We start from the raw sequence: 18,380 nt of genomic DNA on the forward strand, positions 1-18,380 counted from the left end.
CATTTTCATCCGAGAAATACAGGAAAATAAGAGGTTTAACACGAATACAATATTATAGAAGAAAAGAGGGGGAACTGATCAATGACAGAAACACAGACGATTGATACGATGGAGGATATTTTAAAGATGCTCGACGCACGATTGCGTGAACCAGAACCGTTTTGGAACAAGTTCTATGAAGATCGGACGAAACCGGTCCCGTTTTTTAAGAACATTCCGGACGAGAACTTAGTTCGCTACGTCGAAGAGGGCTGGCTCTCGCCAGGTGACGCGTTAGATCTCGGAACAGGACCGGGTCGAAATGCGATTTATCTCGCAACACACGGTTTCTCGGTGACGGGACTGGATCTCTCAGCAACCGCGTTAGAATGGGCAACGGAACAAGCACAACAGACTGGAGCACACGTTGCGTTTCGAAAGCAAGATTTTCTAGAGACGACCGAACAGAATACATATGATTTCATTTACGATTCCGGCTGTTTTCATCATATGGCGCCACATCGACGTGTGACTTATGTGACGCGACTGAAGGAGATGTTGCGCCCAGGAGGATACTTCGGATTGACGTGTTTTGTTGCGGGCGGTCCGCTTGGCGGGGCGACGTTGACGGACTGGGAGGTCTATCAAGAAAACAGTCTCCAGGGCGGACTCGGCTATGCGAAAGAGCGGTTACTCGCCATATTCGATGCATTCGACGTCATCGAACTAACGGAAATGAAACCCGTCGACAATCCAGAGGCATTATTTGGTCATGCTGGACTGTGGACTGGTCTGTTTCAATTAAAGGATTGATTCGTCCGACATCCGAGACGCGAACCAGTCTACAAAGTAGTGGACATCCTCTAGCGAAATGATTTGGTCTGTATCGTAAGCGGTGAACAGTGACAAAAAGCGCGGTTCGTCAGGGAAATAATGAAGCAGGATCGGACGGAGTGTCTCTAGGTCATGCACGAAGCTTTGATCGTCTTCTAGAATAAGGTGATAGGCGCTCCGAACAATTCGTTTCACGATCGAATCCGAATGAAGCAAAGCGACTTGACCTGTTTCTAGGAGAAATAAATCATTGTTCAACTGCTCGCGTAACCCGCTATTTAACGCGAAGCCAAGAGCGCGTGTCGGACGAAGGGATGGAAATCGACTTTGGAGATTTTCGCCTGCCAAAAACAAGTTGACGGATGTCAACCAGACGCCCCAACGAAGTGCTTCGTCATCCCGTATGACGTCGCGAAGCAGACCGATGTCATAATCGATTTTGGTGACGAATGGATAGTCCTTCAACCAGTCTTCCGTCCGTTCAACTAACTGCATGTTTTCTTCTTCCGTCAACGGCTCTGTCAAAATCAGTGTAAAATCGAGGTCGGATTCAAAGGGACGCGCCGTTCCTTTGGCGACGCTGCCATACAAGTACACGCCATGAAACGCGGATAAGGTTTGTACATAGGCGACGACGTCCTGAATCACGGCACGATAACGGACAGGAATCGCTTCAGCGGAAGTTGGATTGTGGATGTAGCCATTTTTCGTGCCCAATGTCGTTGGATACTGCATCTGTCTTCCTCCTCATCCTTCAGGAATGGATTGATAGCGATACCACTTCTTGTTTCGCTGCACATATATAAACATCGTATCATCTTTTTCTTGATAGATGACCGTACCGCTCTTAAGGTGAGTTGCCATGCCGTCCTCGAGCGTCTTTTCGGATGCTATTTTTTGGATACGTAGTCCAGGAGTCAAAGAAAGACTCGAGACGGTTACGACCTGATCTAGTCGGTACACGCGATCGTTCAAGCGGATGACGTCTTGATCTTGTTCAATGGCTTCCGCTGCGATGAGGTCCGTCGTTGTAATCGTCGTCTCGGTCTGACATCCACTGAGACAAAGAATGACCAATACGATAGAAGCTACCGTTTTTTTCATGAAACACACCTCTTTCTCTGTTAATATATCGTGTTTTACGATATATTCGGATTATACGATATAAGGAGGAGTAATATGATTTCATCTGATTTTGCAAAAATTTATTATCAACTACATCCTCGGTTCGAGGAAAACCTGTCTCACCAAAGTGTGCGCATTTTGCAACACATTCAATTTGCGACGAATCCGACGATCAAACAGATTGCCGAGGCATTTCGCCTCTCACATAATACGACGTCTGAGCACGTCAAAAAGTTGGACAGATTAGGCTATATCGAAAAAAAACGAAATCCAGAAGACCAACGCCAAGTGACGATTGGTTTGACAGACTTGGGGGATACAATCGTTCGTCGTCATACGGAACTCGATCCTGAACGGTTGAATCAAGTCTTTGCTACGATGTCAAAAACAGACCAACAGGCGATTGAACAGGCGTTTCGATTGTTGCGGGAGGCGGCAGATGACTGCTTTTCTCGTTAAGGTGCTGTCGAGCGCACTGGTCATCGGTCTCGTCACGGAAGTCGCCCGGCGTTCACCGTCACTGGGTGGTGTGTTGTCCGCGTTGCCCGTCGTCAGTCTGATCAGCTTTGCCTGGCTCGTTAAACAGGGAAGTGAACGGGCAGAACTGAGTACATTTTTAAAGAGTGTGTTACTCGGATTACCAGCGACGTTCTTATTGCTTGCCGTCTTATATGGGTTAATTCGCTTAGGGATTCCTGTTTTTTACAGTATACTCGGTGCAACAAGTCTTTTTATCGTTTGTTGGTATATCCAACGTTACCTACAACAGTGGTGGCAAACCTAAAAAAGGAGACAAAGTAATGATAACCCTTCAAACAAAGCGATTGACGCTTCATCCATGTACAGCGAATGACGTGACACGTTTACAACAACAGCACTACGATAACGGACCGGAAGTTCAGCATCATTTGATGTCAGTAGCGTCAGATCCCTCGCTATTATACTGGGGCAGCTGGCTCGTCATGACAAAGGATGGTTAAGTAATCGGGGATATCGGATTCAAGGGGAAGCCGGACATACGACAAGCGGTCGAAATCGGTTATGATCTGTTACCAGCGTATCTCAATCAAGGGTTTGCGACGGAAGCAGTTCAAGCATTGATTGAATGGGCGTTTGAACAAACGGAAGTGACAGGGGTACTTGCGAAGACGGAGTCGACGAATCAAGCATCAATCCGAGTACTCGAAAAAGCGGGATTGATTCAGGTCGGGAGAGACGATCGGTATATCATGTGGGAGCGTATGAAGAGGGTGTAAAGGAAACTTGACAAGTAGTGTGTTATTTACATATAGTGGAAGCTTGAGGTGGGATCATGAAAAATAAGGTCAAGGAGATGCGCGAAGAACGAGGTTGGTCGCAAGGCGAACTGGCAAAACGATTGAACGTGTCGCGTCAGACGGTCATTTCCATCGAAAAAGAGCGGTATAATCCGTCACTCGACCTCGTGTTTTCACTAGCTGATCTGTTTGAACGGCGAATCGAAGACATCTTTACACCGAATCGAACGAACGAGGAGGGAATAGAATGAAGCGATTAAATATATTGTTGGATCTTGCGTTAATTGGAATAGGGATATACATGACGATGGAGATCCCAGAAATGAAAATGCTTGGTATCGTCCTGATTTTAGCAGGTATTGCCTCACGCATCACAGCGGTGAGTTTCTCACCTGACGAACCGTATGATGAGCGGCAAAACGAGGTCAAAATACGTAGTGGACATATCGCCTATTTAATTAGTATCGGTTATCTTTACTTGATTTTGGTACTCGTTAATCTGTCGGTCATTCAAGACATTCAATTTGCTTTATTACTTGCATTAGGAGGACAAATCTTGTTCTTTCCAATCGCATTATGGTTTGTCAATCGACGGATTTGATGAATAAAAAAAGGGATGTGGCGGATACATCCCTTTACTTTTTGCATCTTCATGAATTCTGACGAATGGTTTCATTCAATTTATGACGGTACGATGTTTGCCAAGACTGCTCGTCCTTCACTAACTCATCACAAAACGCAGCAACATCCTCTCCAGTGAAATCTGTCACTGGTTTTTGCTCGAAGGCGGCTTGTTCCATCAACTCGAGGACGACGGTCAGTACACGATGACTACTTTGCCAACTCGTTAGTCCACCCGTGACATTTAAATAGCGTTGAATCGCTTGATAAGCCTCATAGTAGCGAGGAGGAAGAGATTTAGCCCGCTTCTCCATCGACCGCCATTCTCTTTTAGCTTCCATACTACCGGTGATCCGCTCGAATATTCTCATCATCTCGTACTCCCTTCTTGTTTTAACTGCTGCAGTTCTTGCATTTTGTCAGATACGAACGCCCATTTTTCCCAAAAGATACGTAAACGATCGTGTCCTGCTTCGTTTAGCGTATAAAATTTTCGAGGAGGTCCCATTGTTGATGCTTTTTTTTCGATATGAACGAGCTGCTGCTTTTCTAAGCGCATCGTGATTGTATAGACTGTACCTTCCACGACATCTGAGAATCCGAGTTGACGTAACTGTTGAGTGATTTCATAACCATAAGTTTCACCGCGGCTAATGATCTCAAGTACACATCCTTCAAGTATACCTTTGAGCAATTCTGTGATATTTTCCAAATTATTCACCTCGATACTTAATAAATCAGCTACTTAGTATTAACGACTACCACTATATAGTAACACAAAGTACTGATTTGGACAATATAAAAACCGCCTTATTATGGGCGGTTGAATCGAAATTAAGAGATCGCAAACGTATCCCGTAATTCGATGATTGTTCCTTCGGGTGCTTTTAATTTGCTGAGATGACCATCGACGACGAAGTAGATGTTTCCGCCGTGTTTCGGTAGGAAAGGCATCCCGAGTCGTTCGAGGCGTGCTACTTCTTCTTGCAAGTCGTCAACGTAAAGTGCGAAATGGACGGGACCCGCTGCTTGTTTTGTATAATCAGTGAACGGCTGACCCGATTTGGGTGTTTGCAATTCGATATAGAAGTCACCGAGACGTAACCAACTGTTAAAGGCGCGGTCGTGAAAACCAGGTGACTCTTGAACGAGGGAGAACCCAAGCTGTTCATAAAAATGTTTAGACGCAGCGTAGTCCGTCGTCTGAATACAGATGTGATGAATTTGTTTCATACTAAAACCTTCCTTCGAGTTCAATGAAATCATGTAAAACTAGTGTAGCATTTCACGGATCGGTTGGAACGAACGAAATGGAGAATATGATGCAACAAACGATGAATTTGATTTGTGAACGTTTTACAATAGGGCAAATGATTAGCGAACCTGTAAGATTGACTGGCGGACTCATGCATGAGACATGGCGATTACAGACGACGACTGGATCTTACGTCTTAAAACGATTGAATCCCGACATCATGCAACGGACTGAAGCGCGAAAAAATTTTAAAATGTCAGAAGATGTCGCCATGCAAGCGTCATTTCGCTTAGCAGCATTACCAGCACGTCGCATCAACGATCAAGCGGTACAGACGATTGACGGCTCGGATTACCTTTTGTTTGACTGGATCGATGGCAAGACGTTATCAACCGACCAGCTTCGATCGGCACATGCACGACAAATCGGAGTTCAATTAGGACGATTGCACGGTCTTTCTATAGCGACGACTGGCTTTATAAAGCCGGATACCTCAAGTACTTCAATCGATTGGAACGGTCATTTAGAAGAAGGAAAACGGCAGCAAGGAAAGTGGCTGCAGCTATTCATGGAAGAGCAGGAACATTTGCAACGAATTGAAAGATTAGCACAGAAAGCACAGAAACAACTGCCAGTAGACTGGATCGTCAGTCATCGTGATCTCGATCCAAAGAACGTCCTCTGGACACCAACGGGTCCAGTCCTGATTGACTGGGAGTCTGCGGGTCTGATCCATCGAGCCGTCGACGTGTTCGAGACAGCCTGTTATTGGTCGAAGCAGGAAAACAATACGTTTGACCGCGTTCGATTTAACGCATTTCTTGACGGTTACGCGACAAAACAACGTTTGCCTGATGTCGACTGGACGCACGTCATCGATAGCAGTGTTCAAGGAAAGCTGGACTGGCTGAATTTTAATCTGGAGCGCTCACTCGAGAAAAGTGGGATCCCCGAGGCGGAACGAGTACTTGGAACAGAACAAGTCGTTTTAACAATAAAAGAATTACGAGCGCACGACCGGAATCTCTGGATCAAGTGGATGTCGGTAAGATAAGCATAAAAAGAGGCACCGAATCACTCGATTCGATGCCTCTTCGTTATTAAAACGATTTGACCAACTGTTCAATAGTTGATTCAGGAGTACGAATCGGAACATATCCGAGTCGTTTGATTCGCTCGTTTGAGAAAGTAGCGCATTCCGCTGCACGCTTCGGTGTTTGGTACGGCTTGTCACTTGCTGTGATCAACTTCATCCGGAATTCCGTCTCAGGTAGATTCGAATCGATCGCATTGAAAATATCCCCATTATGCGCATTTGTTGCGGCAAGGACGATCATTTCGACTAGATTATCCGTATGGACCCACGGGACGACATCATCCGGATGCACCCAGGTAATCACATCCGCCTCCTTCATCCGCTCGACTTGACGATCCCCCCAATAGGACTGCTCCTCGGCACAAATTGATCCTGGGCGTAAGATGATTAAATCGGAATCGGGTGTGTTTTCCTGTAACAGGCGTTCGGATTCCTGCTTTGTATGGATGTAGACGTGCTCGGACGGTAGGATCGGTGACGTTTCCGTAAAATGTCCACTCACGACTTCGCCGTACACGGAAGTCGTCGAGATGTGAATGATGCGCTTGACACGAGCTTTTGTCGCAGCATCCGAGAGATGTTGTACACCTGTGACATTGGCTTCCTGTGCTAAATCGGGATCATCTCCGAGATAGGCAGCACAGTGAATCAACAGATTGACGCCTTTAAGTGCTGTTAGAAGCGAATCCGGATCACCGAGCTCACCGATGACTGCATGGACATCTTTGAAAGCGTATTGATCCGCTTGTTCCTTAGAGCGATACAAACCGCGCACTTCACGCGCTTCTTCTAGAAAACGTCGCGCAACACGAGAGCCAAGCGTTCCGGTCATTCCTGTAACTAAAATCGTACTCTCTTTCAGATTCATGGATGCTTACCCCTTTGACTCTGTCTTTTCTGCGAAACACTGCTCACAAATGAAACGTCCTTCGCTTTTTAGGTATGCTTTGACTTCGGTCATCCCGCGATGTTTCGGATAGCGCATCTGGATGTAGACTTTTTCGTTTCCTTCAACCGTTTTGCCGCAATGCATACATGTCGGTTCTTTGCCGAACATCCTAACGCCCCCTATAAATTAATATCTTCTATCTTATCGTAAAGGAAAAACTAGGGATTTGGAAGAATAAAGTAAAAAAGGAATCTAAAGGAGGTTGTCTATGATCTTTATTGCTATTTTTCTCGCCGTTGGTGGAGTCGTTTGGTTCATTTCAGCGCGGAGTCAATCGAAACATCGATCGCTCGACGATCAGGAATATACATTGAATCAACATGATGTCCATCAGCAACAAAATCATCGTGATTTTTGAAGGCATAAAAAGGAGCACCCGGTCGACGGACCGGATGCTCCTTTTTAGCGATTGCGTACATGGAGAAAATATTTTGCGTTGCTCAAGATCAAGGCGATAATCAATAAGCTGATTGCAAAGATCTGAGATTGACCGGTCTCATACGAATACACGACCAATACGACGATAATCCCCATCAATAGGAGTTGCAAAGAAGACTGTGAACGGATGAGTCCCTCTAACATGACGTGACGTTCGCCGTCATCTGAAGCAGCGAACAGCTTTTTGATATAGTTTGTTTCCGAGTACTTCGGGAACTGACGGTCCGGATATATATGATGCATGAGATTAAGATAAAAAACAGAGGCAAGACTACTGATGATAAAAAAGAGTCCGCTCAGTATCAAATGAAGTCCGAACTGGTTTTCAATGATGCTAAATGATGCGAGCCCGATGCTGAGAAGAGTAGAAACCTGAACCATCATCATGCCGTCCGCATAGTAGCGATTCACTTGATCGTCAATCGCGTCCTCTTCGTCGGAAGAAACGGATCGTAGAGTCAATTGACGAATTTGCAAATAGCGTACGATGTAACTGAGAGTCAAGATCGTCAAGATAACGAAAAGACCAGTGAATATGTAATCAAGATAGAGCGATCGTTCAAACTGTGACAAATTGGTATTTTTGAGGACAAACATGACGAAATAACTGCTAATGAAACCGAGTAAAGCTGAGATGATGACCTTGCCTGCTTCCTTGTTCATGTTAATTCCTCCTCATCGAAATAAAAGATGTCTTCTAACGGTGTATCAAACACACGAGAAATTTTGACAGCGATCAATAGCGACGGCATGAATTCTTCTCGCTCGATTAAGCTGATCGTCTGGCGCGAAATGTTTGCACGTCGTGCCAGTTCAGACTGATTCCACCCGTGACGGGCACGTAATTCTTTTAACCTGGATTTCATATAGGGATTCACCTCCTATATAATGTAACTTATCATAGTCTTTTTGACAACGATAATAGTCAAAAAGGACAATATAGTGGTCATTTATTCGTAAACCCATCATATGAATGGCATAAACTGTATACTGGAATAAGTTGAAAGGAGATGTGAAATCCGTCGATGAAATCTCAGTCATGTATAAACAATGTTATTAATAATGATGAGAATGTTACGCACCAGATTGCTTCGATTCTCCAAATGGAAGAGACATTGCTCAAACAAAAAATCACGTACCTCCAGGACGTTACAGACTCCGGTAGTACTTCTGAATACGAACAAGTGCGTCAGCAGCTATCGGGTAAGCTCGATACGTTGAGACGTTCCGTAAAAATGGATCTCGTCTCGCGCGATGACGTCACACCTCGAACGAGAGTACGCTTTGAACAATCACTCAGAGCAACAAGTGCGACAGTGGAGGAAGCTTGTCTTATTCAAGACTATCTCCGAATTGAGGCGACGATGCTGACAGAATCGGGAGAGCCGGTTTCCGATCTTCATGCTGCTTTATTTGACGCGGATGAATCAACTCGAAAACAAGCGCTCTTATCGATTGAGGAAGCGTTCCGCATGAAAGAATCCGTCATTCAACCGTTGTTTTCACGACTCGTTGATTTACGACAAGCGCGTGCCTCTGCAAGTGGTAAGATCGGATACGAGGAACTAGCTTTTGCAGAACTCGGACGCGTCGATTATACGAGTCAAGATGTCGATCATTACGCCACCATCATTCAATCCGACTTTCTACCGGTCAAACGGCGATTTCAGCGCGAACAACAAACGTTTCTCGGTAAACAGATGCTCCATCCATGGGACGTCCGACAATCGGCATATACACAGATTGATCATCACGTGACCGGTTCTGACACTTCATTCTTAGACAAGGCACAAGCAATTCTCGAGAGTGTGCATCCATATTTTGCGGACGTATTAAAAGAAATGCGACATAGGAATCATCTCGATATCGGTGCCCGGTCGAACAAAGCCGGCGGAGGGTTTTGTGAGTATTTACCGGTCGAACAACAATCGTTCTTATTCATGAATCGCATCGATACGTTTGATGATCTTGTCATCTTCATGCATGAGATCGGCCATGCCGTCCATCATGATGCGATGAAAGAAACATACGACGGACTGCAACCGATTCCGCTCGAAGTAGGGGAATTTGCTGCCATGTCGCTCGAGTTGTTGACGATGAACGAATGGCATCAGGTGATTCCAGATAAAAAAGACGTTGCCCGGGCGAAACTCGAACAGATTCGTTCCATTGTTGAGTTCTTACCCGAGACGATCATCGTCGATCGTTTTCAATCATGGCTCTATGCTCACCCCGATCATGATCCAAAAGAACGACATGCCTATTATGCCTATCTCCGAGAATCATACGATACGGACGTCATTGATTGGTCGGAAACATCCGATTGGAAAGGCCACGAATGGATGAGTGTCATCCATCTCTTTGAGACGCCGTTTTATTACATCGAGTACGCGATTGCTCAGATTGCCGCTCTTCAGTTGTATCATCGTTTCACGAAAGACCCTGACCAAACGCTGAAAGACTTCATCGCAGCCGTGGCGCTTAGTCAAACCCATCCGGTTCAAGACGTCTATGCGAGAGCGGGTGTATCTTTCTTGCCGACTGAAGGAGAGATGAGCGAATTAGTGAGCTTTTTGACATCAGAAGTGGAGACTTGGAAGATAATTTTACAGGAAGGTACATCGATATAATGAAGGACGACAAGAAAATTCATATACCAGAAGAGTTAGAAAGCCTCTATTTTTTCGGAGTAGAGCCGATTCTTGAGTTTCCGGAGGAAGAAGCATTCTATCAGCGGTCTAAATACATGTTACACAACTCCTCAAAAGAGCGTATTCAGTTTATCCTGTATCCGGCATTTACTGAAATGGAACTCCATGTCCTCCGACCGACTGGGGAGACGCTGTCACGATTACGAATTGAAACAATCCAATCCTTAAAATATGTTGAAGAAAACGGAAAACGTCTGTTACTTGATCATAGTGATGATGAATATTACCGCATCAGTGAGATTCAACTGGATCCGTTATTTTGTATCATTCAGACGGAAAGAAGAAAATAGGGGGACGAACATGAATATCCGTAAAAACATCGTCTATGCGACATTATTCAATGCTGCAGGCGATCAATTATTGATGGTCGAGAATCGTGGCGATCACGGTGACTACTATACATTGCCCGGTGGGACGGTCGAACGTGACGAAACGCTACATATAGCAATCACGCGCGAAGTACTGGAGGAGACAGGATATCATCTAACGCCGGGAAACATCGTCCATGTGGCAGAAGCATTCTTCCCGCAAGCGGGGGAACATTGTCTCTTTTTCTTCTTCGCGGGAGAAATCACTTCCGGTCAATTAAAGACGAATGTTCCAGAAGAAATTTCCGGACTCGTCTGGATGGACCGTGAAGAAGCGTTCAAACACCTCAATTTACCGGAAGCATCAAAAGAATCGCTCTTTGCTGGTCGAACGGTACCGTATGATTTTGCTGGAGAGATCATCCATACGTAAGGAAGTGTTGCTTGACGTACTAAGGTGACGGATTTTCGGGTACAACATTACAGGAGCATTACCCGAAATTTGTAGAAAGTTAGGTGAACACACAGTATGTCGATTCTTACGTTTCACGAAGTCAGCTATCAACACATCTTACACGAAATAACGGGTGAGTTCCGAGAAGGTGTCATTACGACGCTCGTCGGACCGAGTGGTGCCGGAAAATCCACGACATTGAAACACATCAACGGACTTATTTCTCCCGATCGCGGCGAAATTTGCTTTCGAGGCGAACCACTTGAGCAGATGAATCTACTCGATGTCCGCAAACGAATCGGAATGGCGTTCCAAAGCGCGCCGATGGTTCCAGGAACCGTCTACGATAATATCAATTTGCCGAAATCGATCTTCGGTGAATCGTTGCCACGCGAAGAAGCGGAACGCTTGCTACAGCAAGTCGAACTATCCGTCGAACTTGAGCGACCGGTCAAAGATTTGTCCGGTGGCGAACGAAGCCGACTTGGAATCGCACGGACACTCGTCAATCGTCCAGACGTCCTGTTGCTCGATGAAATCACGGCAAGTCTCGATTACCGGATGGTACAAGAGATTGAGAAGCTAATCCTTGATCTACAGCAGGAGTTACAGACGACAATCATTTGGATTACGCATGACTTAGAGCAAGCAAAGCGGGTCAGCGACGACATCTGGTTTTTAAAGGATGGACGATTGATTGAGTCTGGTGCATTCAAGGAACTCGCTTCAAATGGTCAAGCAGAGACGCAAGCATTCTTGAAGGGGGAATCGGTATGAGTTACCTCCAACTGGCAACTTCGCTCATCTTCATTCTGATTCCCCTCGTCTTAGCACGGACGTTACGGCTTGGTCTAGAGAAGGACATCCTCATTGCAACCGTTCGATCAATCGTTCAACTCTTGATCATCGGTTACATTCTGACGTTCGTCTTTGAAAGCGGCAGTCCAATTTTCATGTTACTGATGATTCTGTTGATGATCGGTGCAGCGACACTGAACGTCATCCGTAAAGGGGACGGGATTCCCGGGATCCAGTGGATCATCTTGTTCACACTGATTGCGGTCGAAGCATTGACGATGGGCATTTTGCTCGGGTTACGAATCATTCCGTTCGAAGCCCAGCAAGTCATTCCAATCAGCGGGATGGTCATCGGAAACTGTATGATCTTGTCCTTATTGTTTCTCAATAAGTTCAAGGACGAGGTCGAACGAAGCGACGAGGTCATCGAACTGATTCTTTCACTCGGTGGAGATGCGAAGACAGCGATTGATACGAGCTTAAAAGGCGCAATCCGGACAAGTATGATTCCAACAATCGAAGCGCAAAAAACGATGGGGCTCGTCCAACTGCCAGGGATGATGAGTGGGTTGATCATCGGTGGCGCGGATCCAATGGAAGCTGTCCTTTATCAACTATTGATTCTATTCCTGATCTTGACGACGGCGGCGATGGCATCGGTCCTCGTTGGTTTTCTATCCTACCGTCGACTATTCAATGAAAAAGCACAATTCATCGGTTTGACCTATAAGAAAAAAGACATGTAAGGAGTACGATATGCAGACTTATCCGATTACAGAACTTCATAGCGGGAAAGCCCACTCCTTTAGGGGTGGGGTGAAAGCTATGTCGGATACGGAGTATCAGTAATAAACTACCGGTTTTGACACTTCATGTATCCGAAAGTTTTTCGTTTCAACTAATCATATGAACTGACACAATCATGTTATGGAAAACAACTACAGAAGAACTCACACGACCGTTTCTTTGATTAAATATCATTTTGTATTCTGCCCTCGATACAGAAGAAAGATATTTCTTCGTAAGGATGTCGAAGCACGTAACAATTGGTACGGGAGGTATGTGAAGAGTTGGAGATCACGGTGATTGCTTTGGAATGCGATAAAGATCATTCGCATATGTTTCTCAATACTCTACCAACACTTAGTCCTGCTGATATCATGGCAAAATTTAAAGGAGTGACCTCTAAAAAGCTTAGAGAAGAATTTCCTCATCTTCAACATTTGCCAAGTCTTTGGACGCGTTCCTACTTCGTCTCTACTGCTGGAAATGTATCGAGTGAGACAATCAGACGTTATGTCGAACAACAAAAAACAAGGGGGTGAAACCGTGTCTCAGACATTGACGGTAAATATCAAGCTTCTTCCTACTAGAGAACAGCAGCCTATTTTGGAAAGTATGATGGGGGCTTATATTCACGCGGTCAACCAGCTTGTTTCAGACATGGTAGAGGCAGAAACAATGATAAAAATGACAAGCAAGAATGTTCACGTTCGTTTGCCTAGCGCCGTCAAGAACCAAGCTATCAAGGACGCCCAAAGTGTTTTCAAGAAAGCGAAAAAATCACAGTTTGGAATCATCCCTATTCTCAAGAAACCGTACTGCACATGGAACAACCAGAACTATTCGTTCGATTTCGAGTCGATTTCTCTACCCATCATGATAAACGGTAAAGCGAAGAAAACGGCAATCCGCGCCGAGATGGTCGATCAAGACAATCGTATTTTTTCACTATTGAACAACAAACTCGGAGCACTCCGGATTATCAAAAAATCGAACAAATGGATGGCACAAATTGCTGTCACGATTTTGACAACAGAGAAAACAGGAATAAAAACAATAGGAGTTGATCTGGGATTAAAGATTCCAGCAGTCGCTACTACAGATTGTGATCGAGTTAGGTTCTTTGGTAACGGTCGAGAAAATAAGTATACGAAACGAAAGTTTCGTGCAAAACGAAAAGATCTCGGTCAAAAGAAAAAGTTAAAGGCTATCAAGAAGTTAGATAATAAAGAGCAACGTTGGGTGCAAGATAAGGATCACAAAGTCAGTCGTGAAATCGTTGAGTTTGCAAAAGAAAACAACATTTCTGTCATCCGCCTCGAAAGACTGGCGAACATCCGACAGACGGCAAGAACAAGCCGTAAAAACAATAAGAATCTACACACGTGGTCATTCTATCGCTTAGCAACATTTATTGAGTACAAAGCAAAATTAGAAGGGATTAAAGTTGAATATGTCAATCCGGCATATACATCTCAGACATGCCCTTTCTGCGGCAAAAGAAACAAAGCGAAAGATCGAACATATTCTTGTTCATGTGGATTCAAGAAACACAGAGACATCGTCGGTGCGATGAACATTCGATACGCACCTGTGGTTGATGGTAATAGTCAATCAGCCTGAGAACCTATATGGTCTGTCTTAGGAGGGGTGATGGCACACCCTCATCTGAAGGCTTGAGCAAAACAGAAATGGACTGCGCTCGCACAAGCACTTCAGAATCCCACGGATTTAATCGTGGGAGTGTCAAGCTGACGATAAACATCACGTCGCAGCTGCGTTGCGGACAAAAGATGGCGAGACGAAAACGGGTGTTCATGTCGAAGCCTATATCGGACGGGTGACGGTGTGTGCGGAAGCCATCACGATCGGTTCCGCCATCACGGATGGATTGACGGATTTTGAGACGATCGTCGCTGTCCGACACCCCTATTCGGATGAGACGGACCGAACGATTCGTGTCGTCAGTCCGTGCGGCATGTGTCGCGAATTGATTTCCGACTATGCACCGGACGCATTTGTCCTCTTAACGATCGACGATCAGTTGACGAAAGTCCGGATTGCAGATTTGATTCCATTAAAATATGTTCGACAATAACCAGTAACTCCTCGTCGTTTAGATGAGGAGTTTTTTGCATTTACTTCTAAATAATCCTTATTATGGTTATGATAAAGACGGAATAACTAAGGAGGGATATGCGTGTCAGCTTTATTAGAAGTCGAACGGTTATCAAAAACCTACATACGTGGAACGGAGACAATCCATGCATTAAAACAAGTCAGCTTTACGTTAGAGGAAGGAGGATTCATCGCCATCATGGGCACGAGTGGCTCCGGGAAAAGTACACTGTTGAATATCCTGGGAGCGCTTGACGCGCCAACCGGCGGAACGTTGACATTAAAGGAAAAACGGCAACGCGACATCTTCACTGAGCCTGCTGCGACGTTATACCGACAACAGCACATCGGGTTCATCTTTCAATCGTTTCATCTGCTCGATGATTTGACGGTCCAGGAGAACATCGCCTTACCATTGATGTTGAAGGGGATGGATGATAAAACGATCAATCAGGAGGTAGAAATTTGGCTCAAAAGAGTCGGACTGACGAAGTGGAACAATCATCGACCGCAAGAGCTGTCGGGTGGTCAACAACAACGTGTCGCGATCGCACGTGCCTTGATTAGTCGACCACCGATTATCTTAGCGGATGAGCCGACGGGGAACCTCGATTTCAAGACATCTGCTGAAATCATGCAATTGCTTCAAGAACTCAATCGCGAACAACAGACAAGCATCCTGCTCGTGACCCATGATGCGACCGTAGCCGCTCATGCGAAACGTGTGCTGTATTTCCATGACGGACAGATCGTTGCCGATCAGTTGTCAACTGGAGACGTGGCGCCGATCTTAGAGACATACGAGCAGTTCGTGGGGGCTGTATGAAACGACAACATCTCTTCCGTCTTTCCCACCGACTGTACCGTAAAAGTCCGATGATTTTAGTGACCTCAATCGGAAGCGTCATGATTTCGATTGGTCTTGTCTTAACGATGGTCATTTTTTTACTACATAATCAAGCCGCTATCGATACAGATCGTGTACAAAGATATGGTCAAGTCGATCTGACGGTCAAATATATACCTGAAGACGAGCGGACGGATCAGTCCGTGTTGGAGCAACTTAAAAAGGATCACGATGTCTTGGGCGCAGAGTCGATCTTACAGACGACAGCGCGCGTCGCTGGTCAAGCGATGGCAGACGTGGAGACGATGGGAGTTCATTCGGATGCTCTGACGAAAAGTCGGTATCATTTCACGAACGATTTGAAACAGGGAGAAGCGATCGTGTCAGCTCGACTCGCGACGTCGCTGGATCGTAGTGTCGGACAAACGCTTCGCGTTGGAGAAGCGACGTATCGAATCCGTGAGATTTTACCAAATACAAAAACATCTGAAGCTTCGCACGATCAAGTCTTGCTTTCGTATGCTGATCTGAAAAAGAACCATCCAATCGAAACGAAAGCCGTCATGCTCAATCTAAAAAAAGAAGTGGATCTCGTCCACTATGCCGATACGCTCGTCAAAGCGAATCCGAAGCTCCGGGTTGAACTTGCGGAGGGGCAAACGCTCTCACCGGCGCTGAACGGCTACATCGGAATCTTGTCAGTATTGATCCTTATCGTGTCCGGCTTCATTTTGATGGCGAACTTCGACTTGTATTTACGCAAACATGCTGTTCAATTTGCGATCATGCGGACGCTTGGGGCGACGACACGGCAATTGTTTCAGCTGTTCTTCGTTCAATCTGGATTGATTGTCTTAGCGGGAATGATGCTTACGATTCTAGGCAGTATTTTCTTCCCGTTACTCGGTCAACTCGTATGGCCGACAGAGGGTAAAATGATTGTCTCCCTCATGATTGATCAGGGAGCGTTCTTGATGCTTGTAACGTTCGGTAGTGCTTTGTTGATTCTACTGTTGCTTGCGAGTACGGCTTATCGAAAACGGGATGTGTTACCACTCCACGTCTTGCGAGAAAATCTGAAAACGGCGTCACGACCGACTCGACGAAAACGTCTCGTCCTGTTCAGTGGTGGATTGACTGTCAGTTTGGTTTTATTCGCTGAAGTGATTGCTAGTACGGATGGGTCACGGGCAATCGCCTGGCTCGGTGCGACCGTCGCCTTTTTACTGACGATGTATCTTGCGACGCCACTCCTCTTGAAGGGAGTGCTCCAGCGAGCGGAACCGATTGTTCGTCGGTTAGCGGGACCGACGAGTTTCGTTGCCTTCCGGGGCGTGTTACCGCAACTACGGAAAAATGCCTGGTTGATGCTGATCGTTCAAGTATTAATGATCATCGTCGTCATCGGATCGACGTTCCTTGAGACGGTGCAACAAAACGAGCGGAAGTACATCATCAGCCAATATCCGACAGACGTCGTCCTAAAGAGTCGTTTAGATGAAGGATCGCAAGGAGACCCGTTGCAATTGATTCGACAAATTGAAACGGAACTACCTGGCGCAAAAGCGACCTTCCTGTCGTCTCGAAATTCACTCGAATATCAATTGCCTCAAGAAGATGTCTCGATCGAATACGAAGTGACGGACTATCGTCGTCTTGAAGTTTTAAAGGGAGAACAAACGAGTGACACAGAAGGAATCATCGTCTCACGTACCTTCGCTAAAAAACACAGTCTCGAAAAAGGCGATAAGTTGCCGCTCGGGCGATGGGACGGGGAACAAGAACGAAGCGTTTCGGTCGGTCAATTCCGAATCGTTGGAATCGAAAAGAAGATGGCATCAGACGTCCTCGTGGATTGGCGGAACGAGCAGTTGCGGCAACCAAGCGATCAAATCTTAAATGTCTTTATCGATGTTCCGTCCGAGTTAAACAAGGCGCAAGTGACCAAAACATTATCAGAGATCACGCAACGTTATCCGACCTTGCAAGTGAATCGACTATCTGACGCGCTTCGCGATGCGGAGCAACAAACGACGGAACGCTGGTTTATCTTCTTGATTGCGCTTGTCGTCATGAGTGGATCCGTCTGGTTCGGTCTTGCGAACGCCTTACTCAGTTTCGTGAGTGGAAAACGAGGCGAGTATGCCTTGCTCCGAACGATTGCGTTGACACAGAACAAGCTCCGTCAGCTGACACTCATTCAAATGCTCTTATTCATTGGGAGTGGCATCACCTTTGGACTGATCAGTGGTCTTGGTGCGACCTTCTTCATGACACGGATCGATGATACGGGATCATTTTACTTCAATGTACCGACGATTGCCGGAACCAGTGCCGGTTTGATAGTGCTTGTCATAGGCATCGCTTGGTTCGTCACCCGACGAAAGCAGGAAAACCTCGTTCACGAATTGAAACAGTAAGTAAGGGCAAGTGAACCGGGGGGATCGAAATGCGAAAAACGATCGGGGCGATTCTATTACTCGTAGTAATTAGCGGTGTCGGTTGGTGGATGATCGCAGGTGAACGGGATGCGACCTATTAGCAGATTGTTGAAGTGCAAGTCGTTCGACACGTGACGAAGCAGTTCGGACGTGATGATATCGCATCGGTCAAACCGTACTTCGTCGCGTCGGAATCATCGAAATCACGACGTCATCAGATTGCCGTTCAGCTGAAGTCGGCACCGACGGGAGAATACCGGATGTATCGTGTACTTCAAAATAAAGTCGAGTACATCGGTCGATCACGGACGGTTCGATCAGATTAAAAAGATACGTCACATCAGTT

Annotated in this window: 27 protein-coding genes and 2 pseudogenes; 20 read left to right on the forward strand and 9 right to left on the reverse strand. The window is 45.9% G+C overall.

Annotated elements, in window-relative coordinates:
* Positions 1-81: 81 nt before the first annotated feature.
* Positions 82-792 (forward strand): class I SAM-dependent methyltransferase, encoded by a 711-nt coding sequence (locus tag KNQ18_RS05880; RefSeq protein ID WP_215084055.1) that lies wholly within the window; start codon positions 82-84, stop codon positions 790-792.
* Here the strand turns inward: KNQ18_RS05880 and KNQ18_RS05885 are convergent.
* Both KNQ18_RS05885 and KNQ18_RS05890 read right to left on the reverse strand, forming a co-directional pair.
* A complete protein-coding gene (locus KNQ18_RS05885) occupies positions 781-1,548 on the reverse strand; it encodes a nucleotidyltransferase domain-containing protein (protein WP_215084057.1) in 768 nt (255 codons plus the stop codon). The two genes, KNQ18_RS05880 and KNQ18_RS05885, sit on opposite strands and share 12 nt — an antisense overlap.
* A 12-nt stretch (positions 1,549-1,560) precedes the next feature.
* The gene (locus tag KNQ18_RS05890; protein ID WP_215084059.1) at positions 1,561-1,917 is read right to left on the reverse strand and encodes a hypothetical protein; all 357 of its coding nucleotides are present in this window, start codon (positions 1,915-1,917) and stop codon (positions 1,561-1,563) included.
* A 75-nt stretch (positions 1,918-1,992) separates the two neighbouring features.
* Here KNQ18_RS05890 and KNQ18_RS05895 point away from each other — a divergent pair, with 75 nt between their 5' ends.
* The 6 genes from KNQ18_RS05895 (at position 1,993) to KNQ18_RS05915 (ending at position 3,816) form a co-directional block, all read left to right on the forward strand.
* Entirely contained in the window at positions 1,993-2,397 is a 405-nt protein-coding gene (locus KNQ18_RS05895; RefSeq protein WP_215084061.1) for a MarR family winged helix-turn-helix transcriptional regulator, read from the forward strand.
* On the forward strand, positions 2,378-2,722 hold the full coding sequence (locus tag KNQ18_RS05900) for a DUF3147 family protein (RefSeq protein WP_251133302.1): 345 nt from the start codon (positions 2,378-2,380) through the stop codon (positions 2,720-2,722). Before KNQ18_RS05895 ends, KNQ18_RS05900 begins: the two co-directional genes overlap by 20 nt.
* A gap of 16 nt (positions 2,723-2,738) precedes the next feature.
* The gene (locus KNQ18_RS17245) at positions 2,739-2,918 is read left to right on the forward strand and encodes a hypothetical protein (protein WP_251133303.1); all 180 of its coding nucleotides are present in this window, start codon (positions 2,739-2,741) and stop codon (positions 2,916-2,918) included.
* A gap of 12 nt (positions 2,919-2,930) precedes the next feature.
* Positions 2,931-3,194 (forward strand): GNAT family N-acetyltransferase, encoded by a 264-nt coding sequence (locus KNQ18_RS17250; RefSeq protein ID WP_353049773.1) that lies wholly within the window; start codon positions 2,931-2,933, stop codon positions 3,192-3,194.
* Between the two features lie 56 nt (positions 3,195-3,250).
* Positions 3,251-3,466 carry a helix-turn-helix transcriptional regulator gene (locus KNQ18_RS05910; RefSeq protein WP_214723385.1) on the forward strand — a complete coding sequence of 72 codons (216 nt, stop codon included), beginning with the start codon at positions 3,251-3,253 and terminating at the stop codon, positions 3,464-3,466.
* A gap of 71 nt (positions 3,467-3,537) precedes the next feature.
* Entirely contained in the window at positions 3,538-3,816 is a 279-nt protein-coding gene (locus KNQ18_RS05915; protein ID WP_215084063.1) for a hypothetical protein, read from the forward strand.
* Between the two features lie 49 nt (positions 3,817-3,865).
* Here KNQ18_RS05915 and KNQ18_RS05920 read toward each other — a convergent pair whose 3' ends face one another.
* The 3 genes from KNQ18_RS05920 to KNQ18_RS05930 form a co-directional block, all read right to left on the reverse strand.
* Entirely contained in the window at positions 3,866-4,210 is a 345-nt protein-coding gene (locus KNQ18_RS05920) for a DUF1048 domain-containing protein (protein ID WP_326933877.1), read from the reverse strand.
* Complete coding sequence (locus tag KNQ18_RS05925; protein WP_023468462.1) at positions 4,207-4,548, reverse strand: PadR family transcriptional regulator; 342 nt, start codon at positions 4,546-4,548, stop codon at positions 4,207-4,209. The genes KNQ18_RS05920 and KNQ18_RS05925 overlap by 4 nt, the downstream gene beginning before the upstream one ends.
* A 122-nt stretch (positions 4,549-4,670) precedes the next feature.
* Positions 4,671-5,069 (reverse strand): VOC family protein, encoded by a 399-nt coding sequence (locus KNQ18_RS05930; RefSeq protein ID WP_023468461.1) that lies wholly within the window; start codon positions 5,067-5,069, stop codon positions 4,671-4,673.
* 77 nt (positions 5,070-5,146) lie between these two features.
* Between KNQ18_RS05930 and KNQ18_RS05935 the strand changes: the two genes are divergently transcribed.
* Positions 5,147-6,145 carry a phosphotransferase gene (locus tag KNQ18_RS05935; RefSeq protein WP_215084065.1) on the forward strand — a complete coding sequence of 333 codons (999 nt, stop codon included), beginning with the start codon at positions 5,147-5,149 and terminating at the stop codon, positions 6,143-6,145.
* A 46-nt stretch (positions 6,146-6,191) separates the two neighbouring features.
* Here the strand turns inward: KNQ18_RS05935 and KNQ18_RS05940 are convergent, their stop codons facing one another.
* Both KNQ18_RS05940 and KNQ18_RS05945 read right to left on the reverse strand, forming a co-directional pair.
* The gene (locus KNQ18_RS05940) at positions 6,192-7,055 is read right to left on the reverse strand and encodes an NAD-dependent epimerase/dehydratase family protein (protein ID WP_215084066.1); all 864 of its coding nucleotides are present in this window, start codon (positions 7,053-7,055) and stop codon (positions 6,192-6,194) included.
* 6 nt (positions 7,056-7,061) lie between these two features.
* Positions 7,062-7,244, reverse strand: coding sequence for a Fe3+ hydroxamate ABC transporter substrate-binding protein (locus tag KNQ18_RS05945; protein ID WP_215084068.1), 183 nt, complete (start codon positions 7,242-7,244; stop codon positions 7,062-7,064).
* A 100-nt stretch (positions 7,245-7,344) separates the two neighbouring features.
* On the opposite strand from KNQ18_RS05945, the gene KNQ18_RS05950 reads away from it, so the two are divergent.
* Positions 7,345-7,494 carry a hypothetical protein gene (locus KNQ18_RS05950; RefSeq protein WP_023468457.1) on the forward strand — a complete coding sequence of 50 codons (150 nt, stop codon included), beginning with the start codon at positions 7,345-7,347 and terminating at the stop codon, positions 7,492-7,494.
* Between the two features lie 44 nt (positions 7,495-7,538).
* Here the strand turns inward: KNQ18_RS05950 and KNQ18_RS05955 are convergent, their stop codons facing one another.
* Entirely contained in the window at positions 7,539-8,237 is a 699-nt protein-coding gene (locus KNQ18_RS05955; protein WP_215084070.1) for a DUF3169 family protein, read from the reverse strand.
* Positions 8,234-8,440 carry a helix-turn-helix transcriptional regulator gene (locus KNQ18_RS05960; RefSeq protein ID WP_023468455.1) on the reverse strand — a complete coding sequence of 69 codons (207 nt, stop codon included), beginning with the start codon at positions 8,438-8,440 and terminating at the stop codon, positions 8,234-8,236. Before KNQ18_RS05960 ends, KNQ18_RS05955 begins: the two co-directional genes overlap by 4 nt.
* 159 nt (positions 8,441-8,599) lie before the next feature.
* Between KNQ18_RS05960 and KNQ18_RS05965 the strand changes: the two genes are divergently transcribed.
* The 11 genes and pseudogenes from KNQ18_RS05965 to KNQ18_RS06015 all read left to right on the forward strand — a co-directional run bounded on the left by KNQ18_RS05965 (position 8,600) and on the right by KNQ18_RS06015 (position 18,360).
* Positions 8,600-10,204 (forward strand): M3 family metallopeptidase, encoded by a 1,605-nt coding sequence (locus tag KNQ18_RS05965; RefSeq protein ID WP_215084072.1) that lies wholly within the window; start codon positions 8,600-8,602, stop codon positions 10,202-10,204.
* Positions 10,204-10,575, forward strand: a complete 372-nt coding sequence (locus KNQ18_RS05970) for a hypothetical protein (protein WP_214723371.1) — start codon at positions 10,204-10,206, stop codon at positions 10,573-10,575. Before KNQ18_RS05965 ends, KNQ18_RS05970 begins: the two co-directional genes overlap by 1 nt.
* A 10-nt stretch (positions 10,576-10,585) precedes the next feature.
* On the forward strand, positions 10,586-11,026 hold the full coding sequence (locus KNQ18_RS05975) for an NUDIX domain-containing protein (RefSeq protein ID WP_215084074.1): 441 nt from the start codon (positions 10,586-10,588) through the stop codon (positions 11,024-11,026).
* A gap of 96 nt (positions 11,027-11,122) precedes the next feature.
* A complete protein-coding gene (locus tag KNQ18_RS05980) occupies positions 11,123-11,824 on the forward strand; it encodes an ABC transporter ATP-binding protein (protein WP_215084076.1) in 702 nt (233 codons plus the stop codon).
* Complete coding sequence (locus KNQ18_RS05985; RefSeq protein WP_058264934.1) at positions 11,821-12,591, forward strand: ABC transporter permease; 771 nt, start codon at positions 11,821-11,823, stop codon at positions 12,589-12,591. Before KNQ18_RS05980 ends, KNQ18_RS05985 begins: the two co-directional genes overlap by 4 nt.
* A gap of 181 nt (positions 12,592-12,772) precedes the next feature.
* A pseudogene (tnpA, locus tag KNQ18_RS05990) lies at positions 12,773-13,170 on the forward strand (IS200/IS605 family transposase).
* Positions 13,171-13,174: 4 nt separating this feature from the next.
* Positions 13,175-14,251 (forward strand): RNA-guided endonuclease TnpB family protein, encoded by a 1,077-nt coding sequence (locus tag KNQ18_RS05995; protein WP_215084078.1) that lies wholly within the window; start codon positions 13,175-13,177, stop codon positions 14,249-14,251.
* Positions 14,252-14,381: 130 nt separating this feature from the next.
* Positions 14,382-14,726 (forward strand): annotated as a pseudogene (locus KNQ18_RS06000) (cytidine deaminase); the annotation flags it as partial.
* A gap of 96 nt (positions 14,727-14,822) precedes the next feature.
* A complete protein-coding gene (locus KNQ18_RS06005) occupies positions 14,823-15,572 on the forward strand; it encodes an ABC transporter ATP-binding protein (RefSeq protein ID WP_082665911.1) in 750 nt (249 codons plus the stop codon).
* Positions 15,569-18,013, forward strand: coding sequence for an ABC transporter permease (locus KNQ18_RS06010; protein WP_215084082.1), 2,445 nt, complete (start codon positions 15,569-15,571; stop codon positions 18,011-18,013). Before KNQ18_RS06005 ends, KNQ18_RS06010 begins: the two co-directional genes overlap by 4 nt.
* A gap of 134 nt (positions 18,014-18,147) precedes the next feature.
* Positions 18,148-18,360, forward strand: a complete 213-nt coding sequence (locus KNQ18_RS06015) for a hypothetical protein (protein WP_215084084.1) — start codon at positions 18,148-18,150, stop codon at positions 18,358-18,360.
* Positions 18,361-18,380 lie beyond the last annotated feature (20 nt).

The sequence above is a fragment of the Exiguobacterium sp. s78 genome, from assembly GCF_018618985.1.
Lineage (GTDB): Bacteria > Bacillota > Bacilli > Exiguobacteriales > Exiguobacteriaceae > Exiguobacterium_A > Exiguobacterium_A abrahamii.